14 protein-coding genes are annotated in these 15,175 nt (G+C 62.8%); 6 read left to right on the forward strand and 8 right to left on the reverse strand.

The features are described 5' to 3' along the window. Nucleotides 1–215: 215 nt before the first annotated feature. Nucleotides 216–1,562 carry an MFS transporter gene (locus tag CHB97_RS22095; protein ID WP_089290188.1) on the reverse strand — a complete coding sequence of 449 codons (1,347 nt, stop codon included), beginning with the start codon at nucleotides 1,560–1,562 and terminating at the stop codon, nucleotides 216–218. Between the two features lie 327 nt (nucleotides 1,563–1,889). Here CHB97_RS22095 and CHB97_RS22100 point away from each other — a divergent pair, with 327 nt between their 5' ends. Together CHB97_RS22100 and CHB97_RS22105 are read left to right on the forward strand one after the other, a co-directional pair. Then, on the forward strand, nucleotides 1,890–2,417 hold the full coding sequence (locus tag CHB97_RS22100; protein ID WP_160106152.1) for a MarR family winged helix-turn-helix transcriptional regulator: 528 nt from the start codon (nucleotides 1,890–1,892) through the stop codon (nucleotides 2,415–2,417). A 144-nt stretch (nucleotides 2,418–2,561) separates the two neighbouring features. Beyond that, nucleotides 2,562–3,116, forward strand: coding sequence for a nuclear transport factor 2 family protein (locus CHB97_RS22105; RefSeq protein ID WP_089290190.1), 555 nt, complete (start codon nucleotides 2,562–2,564; stop codon nucleotides 3,114–3,116). A gap of 252 nt (nucleotides 3,117–3,368) precedes the next feature. Here CHB97_RS22105 and CHB97_RS22110 read toward each other — a convergent pair whose 3' ends face one another. From CHB97_RS22110 to CHB97_RS22115, 3 genes are read right to left on the reverse strand one after another with little or no spacing between them, the layout of a single operon-like run. Then, nucleotides 3,369–3,800 carry a nuclear transport factor 2 family protein gene (locus CHB97_RS22110; protein WP_160106154.1) on the reverse strand — a complete coding sequence of 144 codons (432 nt, stop codon included), beginning with the start codon at nucleotides 3,798–3,800 and terminating at the stop codon, nucleotides 3,369–3,371. Then, on the reverse strand, nucleotides 3,797–4,189 hold the full coding sequence (locus CHB97_RS26545) for a hypothetical protein (protein ID WP_160106156.1): 393 nt from the start codon (nucleotides 4,187–4,189) through the stop codon (nucleotides 3,797–3,799). The genes CHB97_RS22110 and CHB97_RS26545 overlap by 4 nt, the downstream gene beginning before the upstream one ends. Before the next feature lie 3 nt (nucleotides 4,190–4,192). Continuing rightward, nucleotides 4,193–4,681 (reverse strand): DUF3237 domain-containing protein, encoded by a 489-nt coding sequence (locus CHB97_RS22115; RefSeq protein WP_160106158.1) that lies wholly within the window; start codon nucleotides 4,679–4,681, stop codon nucleotides 4,193–4,195. A gap of 157 nt (nucleotides 4,682–4,838) precedes the next feature. Here CHB97_RS22115 and CHB97_RS22120 point away from each other — a divergent pair, with 157 nt between their 5' ends. From CHB97_RS22120 to CHB97_RS22135, 4 genes are all read left to right on the forward strand, one after another. Next, the gene (locus CHB97_RS22120; RefSeq protein WP_160106160.1) at nucleotides 4,839–6,503 is read left to right on the forward strand and encodes a CocE/NonD family hydrolase; all 1,665 of its coding nucleotides are present in this window, start codon (nucleotides 4,839–4,841) and stop codon (nucleotides 6,501–6,503) included. Between the two features lie 52 nt (nucleotides 6,504–6,555). Further along, the gene (locus CHB97_RS22125; RefSeq protein ID WP_160106162.1) at nucleotides 6,556–7,038 is read left to right on the forward strand and encodes a DUF3237 family protein; all 483 of its coding nucleotides are present in this window, start codon (nucleotides 6,556–6,558) and stop codon (nucleotides 7,036–7,038) included. A gap of 467 nt (nucleotides 7,039–7,505) precedes the next feature. Continuing rightward, nucleotides 7,506–9,158: an NAD-dependent malic enzyme gene (locus CHB97_RS22130; protein WP_089290195.1), complete on the forward strand. Its 1,653-nt coding sequence runs from the start codon at nucleotides 7,506–7,508 to the stop codon at nucleotides 9,156–9,158. Between the two features lie 68 nt (nucleotides 9,159–9,226). Then, nucleotides 9,227–10,906 carry an aspartate:alanine exchanger family transporter gene (locus CHB97_RS22135; RefSeq protein ID WP_089290196.1) on the forward strand — a complete coding sequence of 560 codons (1,680 nt, stop codon included), beginning with the start codon at nucleotides 9,227–9,229 and terminating at the stop codon, nucleotides 10,904–10,906. 260 nt (nucleotides 10,907–11,166) lie between these two features. Here CHB97_RS22135 and CHB97_RS22140 read toward each other — a convergent pair whose 3' ends face one another. From CHB97_RS22140 to serS, 4 genes are read right to left on the reverse strand one after another with little or no spacing between them, the layout of a single operon-like run. Continuing rightward, nucleotides 11,167–12,429, reverse strand: coding sequence for a LysM peptidoglycan-binding domain-containing M23 family metallopeptidase (locus CHB97_RS22140; protein ID WP_160106164.1), 1,263 nt, complete (start codon nucleotides 12,427–12,429; stop codon nucleotides 11,167–11,169). Nucleotides 12,430–12,431: 2 nt separating this feature from the next. Beyond that, a complete protein-coding gene (locus CHB97_RS22145) occupies nucleotides 12,432–13,112 on the reverse strand; it encodes a protein-L-isoaspartate(D-aspartate) O-methyltransferase (protein WP_200820075.1) in 681 nt (226 codons plus the stop codon). Next, entirely contained in the window at nucleotides 13,109–13,891 is a 783-nt protein-coding gene (surE, locus tag CHB97_RS22150) for a 5'/3'-nucleotidase SurE (RefSeq protein ID WP_089290198.1), read from the reverse strand. Before surE ends, CHB97_RS22145 begins: the two co-directional genes overlap by 4 nt. Next, nucleotides 13,891–15,159 (reverse strand): serine--tRNA ligase, encoded by a 1,269-nt coding sequence (gene serS / locus CHB97_RS22155; protein WP_089290199.1) that lies wholly within the window; start codon nucleotides 15,157–15,159, stop codon nucleotides 13,891–13,893. The genes surE and serS overlap by 1 nt, the downstream gene beginning before the upstream one ends. Between the last annotated feature and the right edge of the window lie 16 nt (nucleotides 15,160–15,175).

The raw sequence follows: 15,175 nt of genomic DNA on the forward strand, positions 1-15,175 counted from the left end.
ACCCGCCTAAAGGTCAACCTTTAGGCGGGTTGGTATAGGGCGTCGTGGTTCTTGTGCAACAGGATGGTGCGCGGTACGCACCTATATCGGCCGAAGTCGGTGGGTGCGGGTTAGCCTCGAATGGTCCGGCAATGTCTCACCCAGGCAATTGTCGATAAACCAGCCGACTGCCAGATCGACCTGTGTCTCCCGCAGCAACCGCCGGACCGGAACGGTCACGCGGCGACGGGCTTTCCAGCCGGCGCGCCATCGCGCCGGATCGGCTTCAGCAGCAGGACCAGCAGCGCCACGGTGACGGGCGGTATGGCGATCATGGCCAGCGTGATTTCCAGCGTGAAGGAGGAGGCCAGCGCCACGCCGCCGAACAGCGGGGCCATGATTCCGCCAATGCGTCCGGCCCCGCCGGCCCAGCCGATGCCTGTGCTGCGCAGGGCGGTCGGGTAGATCTGGGTCATCAGCATGTTCAGTCCCGCCTGACCACCCGACTGGCAGAAGCTCCAACAGACCAGCAGCAGCACGAAACCGACCGTGCCGAACGGCACATGGCCCATCAGGATCAGCGTCACCGCGATGCCGATATAATAAAGCGGGATCAGCCGGGTAGCCCCGATCCGGTCCATCAGGAAGCCGATGGTCACCGTTCCGATCATGCCGCCGATGAAGCCGGTCATGGAAACGATGGCGAAACGCTGGATGGAGACGCCGCCCATTTCCTGGAAGAAGGTGGGCAACCAAGCTGCCAGCAGCGCAATATTGCCCATGGACAGGACGCAGGCGGCAAACAGGATGGCACTGGTGCGGGCGCGCCCGTCGCGGAACACGTCGATGACATGCGCCTTCACCTTCTTTCCACCGGTTTCCGCCGTCACGAACTGTTCCGCCCCCGTCAGGACCAGATGGCGGTCCATCCAGCTGATGGTGCGGGCAATGGCCGGGTGGCCGGGGTCACGACCAACGCGGTAGGTGAGCGATTCCGGCAGGAACAGCAGCAGCACCGGCGCCAGGGCCAGCGGCATCAACCCGCCCAGCCAGAAGCCGCTTTCCCAGCCATAATGCGGCACCAGCAGGGCGACGGCGGCCCCGGCGGCACTGCCGGCGCTGTATCCGGCAATGCCGATGGCGATGAACAGCGAGCGCCAGCGCTTGGGCGTGAATTCCGCCAGCAGCGCCATGGTGGTGGGCACGACACTGGCCAGGAACAGGCCCGACAGACCACGCAGGATGCCCACCATCATCAGCGAGGTGGAAAAAACGGTGATGGTGGTCAGCAGGCCGAAAATGATGAAGGCAATGACCAGCATCCGCTTGCGCCCGTAATAGTCCGACAGCGGACTGATGACGAAGGCACCGATGGCCAGACCGGTCTGCTGCAGCACGAACACGATGGTCATGCTGGCCGGGGTCGTGCCGAAATCACCGGCGATGGCGGGCGCGATCTTGCCCACCATAAAGATGTCGAACCCGTCGATGAACATGGCCAGCGTGGTCAGGAAAAGCACAAGGCATTGCGGCAGGCCGATCTTGCGCTGGTCGATAAAGCTCTGCACGTCGAACGCGGACATGAAGCAGCACTCCCTCCCTGAAGGGTGCCGGGTGGTTTCCGGCTATGTCATTGTGTTTGAAATGCTGGCCTGTTGACGAATGGCTGAAGGCCGTCCGCGTCGACCAGTCTTTGATGAATCAATAATATCCCCTGTTCCCCTTCAGCGCCAGCCCCCTTGACCCTGGTTGTGAAAAATATCGGCTCTCCCCTCCAGCCTGGAGGGTCGGCCACCAGAACGCTGGAATAACATTGAGTGATCAACTAACAATGGGATTGGATCAGCCGTTGCTGACACTCAACGGGGGAAAGGCGACTTATGAAAAGGCAGTCCAGAACGGATGCGAGCTTGGGCCGCAGCACGGTGGAGACCGAAGCGGCGGACCCGGACAAGGGGGGGACGGCCCGCACGCCGCTTGAACTGCCAGGATGGAATGTCCCGAACCTGCAATTCTCCACCTTCCGGGTGACGCTGCTGGCCAAGGTGATTGACCGGCTGACAATCCGGCGGCTGGCGGAGCGGGGGGAACTCACCTATGCCGAATGGCGGGTGCTGGCCCGGCTGGGCACCATGCCGGAGGGGGGCACCGTGGGCCAGGTTGCCGACCTGGCCTGGGTCGACCGGGCCGAGGTCAGCCGTGCCGCCCGTTCGCTGGAGGAACGCGGATATACAAGGCGCCACGAAAACCCCAACGATCTGCGCACACCCATCCTGTTTCTCACCAAAACCGGGGAGAAACTGTACAAGGCGACGCTGAAGGAACGCGTCGCCTTCCATGAATCGCTGTTGGTCGACCTGTCGCCGGAGGAGCGGGTGGTGCTGGACGAGCTGTTATCCCGCATTGGCGACCGGCTGGCGCATCTGGTGAAAACCTAGCCCTTTGTCAGCGACCGATTTCAAACATTGTTGATCCATCAATATAAAAGTTCATTGAGTTATCAATGAACAGATGTTACGCTTGAACCCTGTTTCGCCCGGCGTCGCGCTGGCACGCGCGGGCCATTTCCGGAAGAGGGATCGATGGCAGAGGTCTGCTGGCCGGACGGTGTTCCGGCGGTGATGCCGGCTGAGGATCGGGCCGAAATCACCGAGCTTTTCGCCCGTTATGCCTGGGGGCTGGACCTGGCCGATGAGGAACAGGTGCTGGACACCTTTGCCGAGGATGGGGAGTTCGACCATCTCTGGCAGGGCAAGGCGCAGGGCCGCGCGGCGATCCGCGCCCATCTGCGCAGCCTCTGGTATGATCGGCAGCATTGGTGGTTCGGCCGCCAGCATCTGTTCAACCATTTCATCATGGATCCGCGTCCGGAAGGGGCGCGGGTGCGCTGCTTTTTCCAGATTATCCAGTTCAACGCCGATTACGGCAGCAATTTCATCTTCGGCATCGGCACGCGGGACGACCGGCTGGTGAAACGCCATGGCCGCTGGAAGTTCCACCGTCTGTTCGTCAATGCCTGGACGAAGGCCGATCAGGTACCCTGGAGGGGCGAACGCACCATGGTGTCGCGCCCCTTCAACGCCCCGCCCCCGGCCGATTGCCGGCCGTTCAGCGTACAGTCGCAGGACCCTTGGTGATGGGGGGATGGTGCCACTCCATGACCATATCGGGGCATTGGGCACGGCATTCTCGGCCGCGCAGGTACAGGCTTCCATGGCGCTGTTCCGACCATTGCAGCCGGCCGTTGACGCGGCCCGATGGTTCAGCCCTTCATATCCAGGAAGGGGCCCCCGCCGGCCAGCCGTCTGTGCAACCTTGAAGGTGGTGTTGTCGGTGATGTTGCCACCCGGTCGATGCGGGCTCCCTGTGCTGGGCCGGCTAGAACGATATCAGGCAGGATCGCCGCGTCGTTTCCAGACCCGGCGGAACACAGCGGCGCGAATGCGGCTGAAATGGTCCCGGTCAATATCGTAGACGGCGAAGCTGTTAATATACATCCGCTCGCCCTGTCGCAGCGGGCCGGAGGTGAAATCCGGCACGTCTGTGACGGCCAGGAACTCCGATTCCAGTTCGGCGGCCAGTCGTGTCTCGCTGGCGAAGCAGTCCAGTACCGTGATGGTCCGCCGGGTCACGCGGCGAATGCCGGTATAGAAGCGGACGATCTCTGCACGCCCCTGCAATACCCGCCCATTGCCGATGGTCAGGCGGATATTGTCGGCATAATAGGAACAGGCGGTGGCGAAATCGCCATCATTGAAGGCGGCGATATAGCGGGTGAAGGCGGCGGTGGCATCCGGCGCAAAGCGGCTGGGCTGGGTCATGGGGGTGCCTTGTAGGGGGCGGCGCGGATGCGTGTGAAGCGGCCGTCGGCAATATCGAAGATCACGAAGCTGACCATTGCCCTCCGCTCCCCTGCGGCAAGGGGGGCGTCGGGGAAATCTGGCACATCGCACAGCGCCTCCAGCACCGTGCTGATTTCCGCCGCAATCCGCCCCGGCCGGTCGACATAGCCCAGCAGCGCCAGCGTCCGCCGCACCCGGCCCTGCCATTGCCGGTGGAAGCCCATCACCGCCACGGCGGAGCCATGCTCCACCGCCCCGTCCGTCATATGCAGGTCCGGGGCATAAAACGGGGCCACCCGCGCCAAATCATCGCGGTTCAGGGCGTCGATATAATCATCGAACCATTGTCGCTGGTCGAACGCGACCATGGCTCACAGCACCGCGTAATAGCGGAACAGCGAATGGTCAGGCTCATCCTCCGGCCTCACCTTCGGCCGGCGCTGCCCCACGCCCACAATGACCGTGCGGTTCAGCCATTCATGCGGCCCGTCCGGCGCCCGGAAATAGGGGGTGCAGCGGAAATAAGGCGTCAGCGGCGGATAACCCGGCCTTTGCAGGGGGCCATGCACATAGCCCAGATTGCGGATATAGATCAGCGCCCCGTCATCGGCCTGGATCATGTAATGGGCATTCAGTTCGACCACGCCGTCGGCGCGGACCACGGGCCAGTCAGCACCGCTGTGATCCACCAGCGTGCCGTTCAGGCGGGGGCCGCTGACCTTGCAGCCCTCCCCAATGGACGTGTAGCCGTGGTTGGGACCGCCCTGGTGAATCGCCCCCGTCATCCAACGGCGGTCGAAATTGATGCGGATGTCGAAAACATGCTCATACCGCAGGGCCAGCGGATCATTGTCCGTCATGTGATATCCTCCCGTCACTTGTTGAGAAATCAATATTCTCATCGATCCGCTCTTGCAAGGGGGTGATTTTCAATTATGATGATTAATCAATAAATGACGAGTGGCGGCCATGGCCCCCGCCCGAACAAAGCCAAAAGAACAAGGGACGGAGACGGAGATGCCCGATGCGGTGGAACTGAAGATGCTTGCCGGCCGTGACCCGGCCGCAAATCCCTATAAGCCGCCCCTGCCGCCGAAGGATTATGCGCGGATCGTCGAAGATGGCCTGGTGTTTGACCGCAACCTGCCGGTCAGAATGCGCGACGGCGTGACGATCTATGTGGATCTGTACCGCCCGGCGGGGGAGGCGGGGGAGCGCGATCTGCCGGTGCTGCTGGCCTGGAGCCCCTATGGCAAGCATGGCAAGGCAGCCAATCTCTGGCCGCCGGCGGGGATTGAGGCGGGTTGGAATTCCCGCCACACGGCGTTTGAGGCGCCGGACCCGGCCCATTGGTGCCGTCACGGCTATGCCATCTGCTATCCTGATCCGCGCGGTGCCTGGCTTTCCGAAGGGGAATTGCGGCACAATGGCATTGGCGAAGCCGAAGATTGTTACGATCTGATCGAATGGCTGGGGGTACAGCCCTGGTGCAACGGCAAGGTCGGGATGACAGGCGTATCCTATCTGGCCTGCATCCAGTATCTGGTGGCACCGCTGAAGCCGCCGCATCTGGCCGCGCTGAACCCCTGGGAAGGCTTTTCCGACTGGTATCGGGAATTTGCCTATCATGGTGGCATCCGCGAGACGAACTTCGTCGAGCGCGCCACCATGAGCCTGAACTGGTCCACCACCCGCACGGAGGACACGGCCAGCAACGTGAAGGCCCATCCGCTGATCGATGCCTATTGGCACAGCAAGGCGCTGGATCTGGAGGCCATTGATCTGCCCACCTTCATCGTGGCCAGCTGGTCCGATCATGGCCTGCACACGCGCGGCACGTTGGAGGCCTATAAAAGGATGGCGTCCCACCAGAAATGGCTGCTGGTGCATGGCCAGAAGAAATGGCGACATTATTACATGCCGGAAAATGTGGCCCTGCAGCAGCAGTTCTTTGATCAGTTTCTGAAGGGAAAAGATACGGGCGTGCTGTACTGGGCGCCGGTGCGCCTTCAGGTGCGGGACAGGGGCAGCGATGGCCCCTTTCGGGAGGAGGCGGCATGGCCGCTGGCACGCACCCTGTATCAACCGCTCTCTCTGGATGCAGCCACCGGCAGGCTTGAAGCTGCCGCCGTGGTGGGGGAGGGGGAAGCGCGCTATGATGCCCAAACGGGACAAGTGCGCTTCGACATTGTTTTTGACCGGGAAACCGAACTGACCGGCCATTTCAAGCTGCGCCTGTGGGTGCAGGCGGACGGGGCCGATGACATGGACCTGTTCGTCGGGCTGGACAAGATCGACCGGTCAGGCGACCGGGTGCCCTTCACCTTCTATGCGCTTTACGATGACGGGCCGTTGGCCCTGGGCTGGCTGCGGGCGTCGCACCGGGAACTGGACGAGGACAGGTCCACCCCCTGGCAGCCCGTTCACCGCCATGAAAGGGAAATACCCTTGCCGCCCGGCGCCCCCTTCCCCGTGGAGATCGAGATCTGGCCGACATCCGTGCGTTTTGCTGCGGGTGAAGGGCTGCGCCTGACGGTGCAGGGACGCGACATTTATGACGATGACCGTTATGGCCTGGCCTTTGCGCGGCATGATGATCTGCGCAACCAGGGTGTCCATCTGATCAAGACGGGCGGTGTGCATGATTCACACCTGCTGGTGCCCGTGATCCCCGTCGATTGACTGCATTATCTGCCGCGCCTTTGGTGCCTTTCCGTCAGAAGAGGAAATGAAAGTGACCGATCCCCATCCCTTTGCCCCGCGTTTCGAATTCGCCTTCTCCATTGGCATCACGCTGACCAAGCCCCATTGGCTGCGGCCCACGACCATGGGGGCGACGCGTGCCGCCATCTATGCCGCCGAGGGAACCGTGGAAGGGCCAGGGATAAACGGGCGCGTCGTGCCGATGAGCGGCGGTGACTGGCCGCTGCTGCGTCCCGACGGCGTGATTGATTTCGATGCGCGTTATCTGCTGGAACTGGATGATGGCACGATCATCTATCTCCAGAACCGGGGCTATCGCTGGGCCTATACGCCGGAGGTGGCAGAACGGATGTCGCGCAATGAACCGGTGGATCCGTCCGATTATTACATGCGCGTCTCCCCAAAATTTGATGTGCCGGCGGGCCCTTATGACTGGCTGGCCAAGCATATCTTTGTTGGGGTGGCCGAGAAGATCCCCGGTGCCAACCGCATCCATTATTTCAAGATCCTGTAATCCCTGCCGATGGCCGGCAACGACCGGGTGGCCAGCCTGATTTATGGCCACCTGACCGGCGGATGTTATGACTGCACCACCACGCATCTGGCCCCACACCCTGAGCAACCCAAAATGCTGAAGAGCGGCATACATGAATTCGGCCGGGCAATGCCGTAAAGGCGGGCGATCAGGCGGCCGGCACCCTACCCCGATGCAGGGGCTGGCCGTCAAGGCCCGAACCCATTCCAGGCAGGTGTGGCGTAGCGGAAAGCCAGTGTTCGGCGCGCCGTACGCCCCCGTGAACCCATCGTCGGATTTCCGATGATCGCGCTGGCTTCTACAATTGAAAAATCATAAATATCTTAATTAAATCAGTAATTTAATTTCATCTTCTCGGCTTGGCACGCCCGTTGCGATGCAGCGACCCGACCGGGCACTGCTTCATAGCAACCGGCCTGATGCATTCACCGAGAAGGAAGACCGAGATGTCCAGCAACGTTGTTGTCAAAGTCGAAAAGGCCTCCAAGGGTAACCTGACCGGGCTTAATCTTCTGCATGACCCGGTTCGCAACAAGGGGACGGCCTATACCCGCGATGAACGTTTTCAGCGTGGTCTTGAAGGTCTGCTGCCGCACGCGGTGGAAACCCTGGACCGGCAGGTGGAACGCGTTCTCGATCACCTGGACCATGTGAAGGATGAGCTGGATCAGTACAGCTATCTGATGGATTTGGAAGCGCGGAACGAGACGGTCTTCTACAAGACCGTCATGTCAGACCCCAAGCGCTTCATTCCGATCCTCTATGATCCCACGGTGGCGGATGCCTGCGAAGCTTTCGGCAATCTCTATCGCCGGCCGCGCGGCATGTATATCACCCGCCACATGAAGGGCCGGATGGCGCAGGTGCTGCGCAACTGGCCGGAAAAGGATGTCCGCTTCGTCTGCGTCTCCACCGGTGGCCGCATTCTGGGCCTGGGCGATATCGGCGCCAATGGCATGGGCATTCCGATCGGCAAGCTGCAGCTCTATACCGCCTGCGCCGCGGTTCCGCCGCAGGTTCTGCTGCCCGTTCTGTTCGACATCGGCACCACGAACGAGCATCTGCGGGCCGATCCCTATTATCTGGGAACCCGCGAAGCCCCGGTGTCAGAGGCGGAGCTGGACGAGCTGACGGAAGAATTTGTTCAGGCCGTCGCGGAAGTGTTCCCCGGTTGCTGCGTCCATTTCGAAGATTGGAAGGGCACCGACGCTATCCGGATGCTGGACCGCTACAAGGACAAGATCCTCTGCTACAACGATGATATCCAGGGCACGGCCGCGGTGGCGCTGGCCGGTATCGCCGCCGGTCTGAAGCAGACGGGCGGCAAGCTGACCAACCAGCGCATCCTGTTCCTGGGGGCCGGTTCCGCGGGCCTTGGCATTGCCAAACTGGTTGCCGCCGAATTGCAGACCCTGGGTCTGTCCCCCGAAGAAGCGCGCAAGCGGGTGCGTCTGTTCGACGTCAATGGCCTGATCGAATCCTCCCGTCCCGACCTGACGGAAACCCAGAAGCTGTGGGCACAGAATGAAAAGCCCTCGCAGAATTTCGTCGAGGTCATCGAGCAGTTCAAGCCGACCATCCTGATCGGCGTTTCCACCAAGGCCCGCGCCTTCACCAAGGAAGTGATCGAGGCCATGGCGCGGCTGAACGAACGGCCGATCATCTTCGCCCTGTCCAACCCGACCCACAAGGCCGAATGCACGGCCGAGGAAGCCTATACTTGGTCCAAGGGCAAGGCCCTGTTCGCCGCTGGCGTGCAGTTCGATGAGGTGACCTATGAAGGGCATACCTATCGGCCGGGCCAGGCCAATAATTTCTACATCTACCCGGCCATCGGCCTTGCCACCTATGCCGCCCGCCCGACCCGCCTGAATGACGAATGCTTCATCGTGGCCGCCCATGCGACGGCCGATCAGGTCGGCCCCTCCATGCAGGCCAAGGGCATGTTGTTCCCCAGCCAGGATCACATCCTGGAAACGGAGATCACCACGGCCACCCGCATCGTCGAATACATGTTCAATGCCGGTCTGGCCACCGTTGAACGCCCCGCCGAGATCCGGTCGTGGATTGAGAGCCTGCTCTACAACCCGGCCTACTGATCCGAGGTGCCATTTCCCCGGCCGGGACGCGATCAGCATCCCGGCCGGGTAACGGGAAAGATCTTGTCATGCACTACTTCGTCGAAACACTGCAAAAATACCCGGAGATCGCCCTATTCCTGACCATTGGCATCGGATTCTGGATCGGCAATTTCAAGATGGGCAAGTTCAATCTTGGGGTTGTGACCAGCACGCTTCTGGCCGGCCTGCTGGTCGGACAGGTCGGGATCAAGCTGCCCGGCGTCCTGCAATCCACCTTCTTTGCCATGTTCCTGTTCTCGGTTGGCTATTCGGTCGGGCCGCAATTCATCCGTGCGCTACGCAGTGATGGTCTGCCGCAGGTTGTCTTTGCGATCATCATCTGCCTGGTCGGTACCGGCACGGCCATCGCGCTGGGCAAGCTGCTGGGCTATAATGGTGCCCTGACGGCCGGCCTGCTTTCCGGCGGCTACACCAATTCGACGGTGCTGGGTGTGGCCACCGATCTGATCAACCAGTCGGGCCTGCCGGACGTCGATCTGAAGGCATCGCTGGCGCTGCTGCCGGTTGCCTATGCCGTCACCTATCCTTTCGGCACCATCGGTTCAGCCTATGCGCTGGCCAATTTCGCGCCCAAGCTGCTGGGCTTTGATCTGGCCAAGGTTTGCCAGGAATATGAAGCGGCCCATGGCGGCAAGAAGGTGGGCACCACGGCTTACCGTGAATATTCTGCCCGCGCCGTCCGCCTCAGCAGCGGCGCGTTGATTGGCAAGACGGTTGAACAGGTGGAGAAGATGTTCGGCAACGAAATCTTCATCCGTCGGATGCGATCGGTGGAGGGCGGTGCCATCATCGATTGCCAGCGTGATACGGTGCTCACCGAGAATGCCATCCTGGCTGTTTCCGGCAGCCTGTCGGCCCTGCTGGCCTATGCCCATGAATTTGGTCCGGAGCTGAAGGATGTGCCGCTGCTGGACTTCTCGACCGAGCTGCTGGACCTTGTCGTCACCAACAAGGCCTATGCCGGCAAGACGCTGGGCGAACTGATCCACAGCCTGTTCGGGGAGCCTGGCCGCGGCGTCTTCCTGACCAAATATACCCGCTCTGACGTTGTCATGAGCATGAACGAGAATACCAAGATCCAGCGCGGTGATGTGCTGACCATCCTGGGCGCCAAGGCCGATGTGGCCAAGATTGCCAAGGAACTGGGTTATGCCGACCGCCCGGTGGAAGGTTCGGACATGGCCTTCATGGCTTTCGGTATCGTGCTGGGCTCGCTGATCGGTGCCTTCACCCTGCGCATTGGTGGCATCCCGCTGTCGCTGGGTACGGCCGTCGGCGCCATCGTCGCCGGTATCATCTCCGGTTACCTGCGGTCAACGATGCGCACCTTCGGGCATATTCCCGGCCCGGCCATCTGGGTGTTCAACAATGTCGGCCTGAACGGCTTCATCGCCTGTATCGGTCTCAATGCCGCCCTGGGCTTCGTCGGTGGCATACAGAATTACGGCTTTGCCCTGTTCCTGGCCGGCACGCTGGTCACGCTGGTGCCGATCATCGTCGGCGTCCTGCTGGGGCATTATGTGTTCAAGTTCCACCCCGGCATCATGCTTGGCGCCGTTGCCGGCGCCCGTTCCACCACCGCCGCACTGGGCGCGTTGCAGGAAATGTCCAAGAGCAATGTGCCGGTCGTCGGCTATGCCACGGGCTATGCCACCTCCCGCCTTGTCATGGCATTGCTGACCATCGTTGTCGTCAACGTCTTCTGATCAAAGTGCGGTGTGGACATAATACCGGCGGCACCAGCATCCGCTGGCTTGGCTACGCCACACGAGCGGCGCTGCGGCGGTCGCAGCATTACCATCGGTCGAGAATTTTGACCGATGGTACAAGCCGCCCCTTGAGACACCGTCACACACATTACGCAAAAACGAGAGTGTGTTTCCGGTCTCCGGAAACACACTCCAAAGCATAAGTACTGTGGCTTCAGGGCCTGCATCCCCTGGGTCATTATCGATGACCCAGGGGATTATTTTTCCAGCTGCCCCATCGGGTCGACCACCTGATCGCCCTTGCGCACGGCGAAATGCAGTTGCGGAAAGCGGACATTGCCGGTCTGGCCCACCGTGCCGATGGACTGGCCGCGCGTCACCCGCTGACCCTGCTGCACGCCGATATCGGCCAGATGGGCATAGACGGTGACCCACCCACCATCATGGCGGATCAGCACCAGATTGCCGAAGGATTTCAGCTGATTGCCGGCATAGGCGACGATGCCGGCCTCTGCCGCGGCCACGGCCGTGCCTTGGGCGGCGGCAATATTGATGCCGTCATTGCGCAAGCCACCGGGCTTGGCGCCATAGGTGGAGATGATCTCCCCCCGCAGCGGCCACAAGAAGCGGGCAGCGGTGCGCGGCGGCGGTGCCTCGTCCGGCTTGGCCAGCGGGGTGGCGGTGGCCACCTGGGGGGCTGGCGTGGGGGCCGGTTGCGTGGCCGCCGGCGGTGTTGGCGCTGCCGGGGCCGGGGTCACCGGTGCCGGCTGACGGTTGGCGGGCAGCACCGGTGCGGTGCCACTGCTGGCGGTTCCATTGCCGTTGCCGGCATGGGGGACGACGGCGGCCGGCGGCGGGGCTAGGGTTTCCGCCTCCACCCCGCGCTTGCCGGCTGCCGGTGTCGTGCTGGTGGCCACCGGTGCCGTCACGGTCGGGCGGACCGGTGCCGGGGTTACCGGTTTGGCTGTCGCCGGGGCCGATGGGTCCAGCGGCACCGCCTCCACAGCGGGGCGGGTGGCGCGGGCTGGCGGGGCGGAACTGGTGGCCGGCGGCATGTCCGGCTTGCGGGCTGGTGCCGGCGCCGTGCTGGTGCTGGCCACCTGCGCCGGGACGCTGCCGCCACCGCTGCCCGGCATTTGCAATTGCTGACCCACCCGCACCATATAGGGCGGCTGCAGGCCATTCAGACGGATGATTTCCGCCATATCGACATTCATCTGCCGGGCGATGCCATAGACCGTATCACCCGCCTTCACCTGATAGGTGCGGGGTGTCGGCAGGCTCAGCCGCTGGCCGGGATGCAGCGTATAGGGCGGGGCCAGCCCGTTCAGGCTGATCAGCGCCTCGGGCGAAACATGGTATTGGGCGGCCAGCGACTGCACCGTGTCGCCGCGCGAAACGAAGATGGCATTGGCCGGCGCTGCCGGCGGCGCGGCGTGGGGCAAGTCCCCTTCCGTGGAACAGCCGGACAGCAGGCCCAGGGCCAGCAGGGGAACAGCGATGGTGGTGGCCAGACGCATCGTCAGCCCACGCCGCTTTGCGGCGGATAAGATGCGATATCCGGTAACAGGGGGACGAATCGAACGGGCCACAATTCCTCTCGCTGCAATCCACATTCGCCGTCACCATCCGCCAGGGGCCGCCGGAAACGGACAACCCTCAGCGCACGGTGATCGGGGCCTAGCGGTATGACCATGATACCACCGGGCGCCAGTTGATCCACCAGATCGGGCGGGGGATGGCCGATACAGCCGGCCGTCACCAAAATCCGCTCGAACGGGGCTGCCTCCGGCCAGCCGCGCCGGCCATCGGCCAGCCGGGCCGTGACATTGGGCAGCCGCAGGGCGGCGAACCGTGCCTCTGCCTCTTGCAACAGGGGCTGGTGCCGCTCGACCGTATACACGTGCCGGGCGATCTTGGCCAGAATGGCGGCCTGATAGCCGCTTCCCGTGCCGATTTCCAGCACCTTATCGTTCGCCCCTGCCGCCAGCGCCTGGCTCATCAGCCCTACCACCTGTGGCTGGCTGATGGTCTGGCCATGGCCGATGGGCAGGGCGGTATCCTCATAGGCCTGATCACGGAACGGGGCTGGCACGAACAGTTCGCGCGGTACCAGCTCCACCGCCCGCAGCACATTGACATCGGTGATGCCCTGGCGGCGCAGCAACATCAGCAGCCTGATCTTGCTGGCCGCCCGGTTCACGCCAAGGCCCCCTTCAACGCCTCCAGACAGGCGTAATGCGTCAGGTCCAGATAGATCGGCGTGACCGAGATGCCGCCATGGGAAACGACATGCACATCGGTATCCGCCGGTACCTCTGTTTCCCCGCGCGCCATGCCGATCCAGAAATAACGCCGGCCGCGCGGGTCGATCCGCTCATCCAGCTCATCCCCGATCTTGCGGTTGCCATGGCGCACCACATGCACGCCGGTCACCTCATCGGGCGGCACGGCGGGGTAATTCACATTCATCAGCACATGGCGCGGCCAGTCCACCGCCATGATTTTGCGAACGATATCGGCACCATGGCGTTCCGCCACCGACCAGTCGGGCGGGCTGTCCGGGCGGGTCCGCTGGCTCATGGCGATGGCGCGCACGCCCAGCAACGTCGCCTCCATCGCACAGGCAATCGTGCCGGAATAGGTGACATCCTCTCCCAGATTGCTGCCATGGTTGATGCCAGACAGCACCAGGGTCGGTTTGCGGTCCTGCATCAGGTGGTTGATGGCCAGCAGCACGCAATCAGTGGGCGTGCCATCCACCGTATAGCGTTTCGGCCCCACTTCCCGCAGGCGCAGGGGCCGATGCATGGTCAGGCTGTGGCTGGCGCCGGATTGCTCCGTCTCCGGCGCCACCACCCAGACATCATCGGTCAGCGACCGGGCGATCTGTTCCAGTACGCCCAGCCCAGCGGCATGAATGCCATCATCATTGCTGACCAGGATGCGCGCGCCGGTGAAATCAAAGCTGGGATTGCTCATCACGCGGTGATCCGTTCCAGCCCGCCCATATAGGGGCGCAACGCTTCCGGCACCAGGATGGAGCCATCGGCCTGCTGGTAATTTTCCAGCACGGCGATCAGGCAGCGGCCCACGGCCACGCCCGACCCGTTCAGCGTGTGCAGGAACTGGGTGTTCTTGTCGCCCTTGGCGCGGAAGCGGGCCTTCATGCGGCGGGCCTGGAAATCCCCGCAATTGGAGCAGCTGGAGATTTCACGGTACATGCCCTGGCCGGGCAACCAGACCTCAATATCGTAGGTCTTCTGGGCGGAGAAGCCCATATCGCCGGTGCAGAGCGTGACGGTGCGGAAGGGCAGGCCCAGCCGCTTCAGCACGGTTTCGGCGGCATCCGTCATCCGTTCATGTTCCGCCGCCGACTGGTCGGGTCGGGTGATGGAGACCATTTCCACCTTATAGAACTGGTGCTGGCGGATCATGCCGCGCGTATCGCGTCCGGCCGACCCGGCTTCGGACCGGAAGCAGGGGGTGCGGGCGGTCAGGCGCAGCGGCAGTTCGTCGGCATCCAGAATGGCGTCATTGACCAGATTGGTCAGCGGCACCTCTGCCGTCGGGATCAGCCAGAAACCATTGGTGGTCTGGAACAGGTCTTCGGTGAATTTCGGCAGCTGCGCGGTGCCGAAGGCCGCATCATCCTTCACCAGCAGGGGCGGGGACACTTCCTCGAACCCGTACTCGTTGGTGTGGATATCCAGCATGAAATCGCCCAGCGCCCGTTCCAGCCGGGCCAGCTTGCCGCGCAGCACGGTGAAGCGCGCACCCGACAGCTTGGCGGCCAGATCAAAGCTCATCAGGCCCAGCGCTTCGCCCAGCTCGAAATGCTGCTTGGCATTGGCGATCTCTACAGGCGTGCCAATGCGGCGGATTTCCACATTGTCATGCTCATCCTTGCCCGCCGGCACATCATCGGCCGGGATGTTGGGCAGGCTGGCCAGGATGCCATCCAGTTCGGCGCCCAGTTCCTTTTCCTGCTGTTCCAGGGCGGGCAGCTTTTCCTTCAGCGCCGCCACCTCATCCAGCAAAGGCTGGGCATCGCGCCCTTCCTTCTTATAGGTGCCGATCAGCTTGGAGGCTTCGTTGCGGCGGGCCTGCAATTCCTGGAATTCGGTCTGCAGGGCGCGGCGGCGCTGGTCCAGTGCCAGAATGTCGGACGACTGGGCGGACAGTCCGCGCCGGGCCAGGCCACGGTCGAAAGCATCGGGATTGTCGCGGATGGAACGAAGGTCGTGCATGACAGCGCCAGTTGAA

The sequence above is a fragment of the Azospirillum sp. RU38E genome, from assembly GCF_900188385.1.
Classification (GTDB): domain Bacteria; phylum Pseudomonadota; class Alphaproteobacteria; order Azospirillales; family Azospirillaceae; genus Niveispirillum.

Coding starts and splice junctions, on each gene's coding strand:
- CHB97_RS22110 (WP_160106154.1), bottom strand. CDS start 3,800: ATGACCCAGCCCAGCCGCTTTGCGCCGGATGCCACCGCCGCCTTCACC.
- CHB97_RS22115 (WP_160106158.1), bottom strand. CDS start 4,681: ATGACGGACAATGATCCGCTGGCCCTGCGGTATGAGCATGTTTTCGAC.
- CHB97_RS22130 (WP_089290195.1), top strand. CDS start 7,506: ATGTCCAGCAACGTTGTTGTCAAAGTCGAAAAGGCCTCCAAGGGTAAC.
- CHB97_RS26545 (WP_160106156.1), bottom strand. CDS start 4,189: ATGGTCGCGTTCGACCAGCGACAATGGTTCGATGATTATATCGACGCC.
- serS (WP_089290199.1), bottom strand. CDS start 15,159: ATGCACGACCTTCGTTCCATCCGCGACAATCCCGATGCTTTCGACCGT.
- CHB97_RS22105 (WP_089290190.1), top strand. CDS start 2,562: ATGGCAGAGGTCTGCTGGCCGGACGGTGTTCCGGCGGTGATGCCGGCT.
- CHB97_RS22140 (WP_160106164.1), bottom strand. CDS start 12,429: ATGCGTCTGGCCACCACCATCGCTGTTCCCCTGCTGGCCCTGGGCCTG.
- CHB97_RS22095 (WP_089290188.1), bottom strand. CDS start 1,562: ATGTCCGCGTTCGACGTGCAGAGCTTTATCGACCAGCGCAAGATCGGC.
- surE (WP_089290198.1), bottom strand. CDS start 13,891: ATGAGCAATCCCAGCTTTGATTTCACCGGCGCGCGCATCCTGGTCAGC.
- CHB97_RS22135 (WP_089290196.1), top strand. CDS start 9,227: ATGCACTACTTCGTCGAAACACTGCAAAAATACCCGGAGATCGCCCTA.
- CHB97_RS22120 (WP_160106160.1), top strand. CDS start 4,839: ATGCCCGATGCGGTGGAACTGAAGATGCTTGCCGGCCGTGACCCGGCC.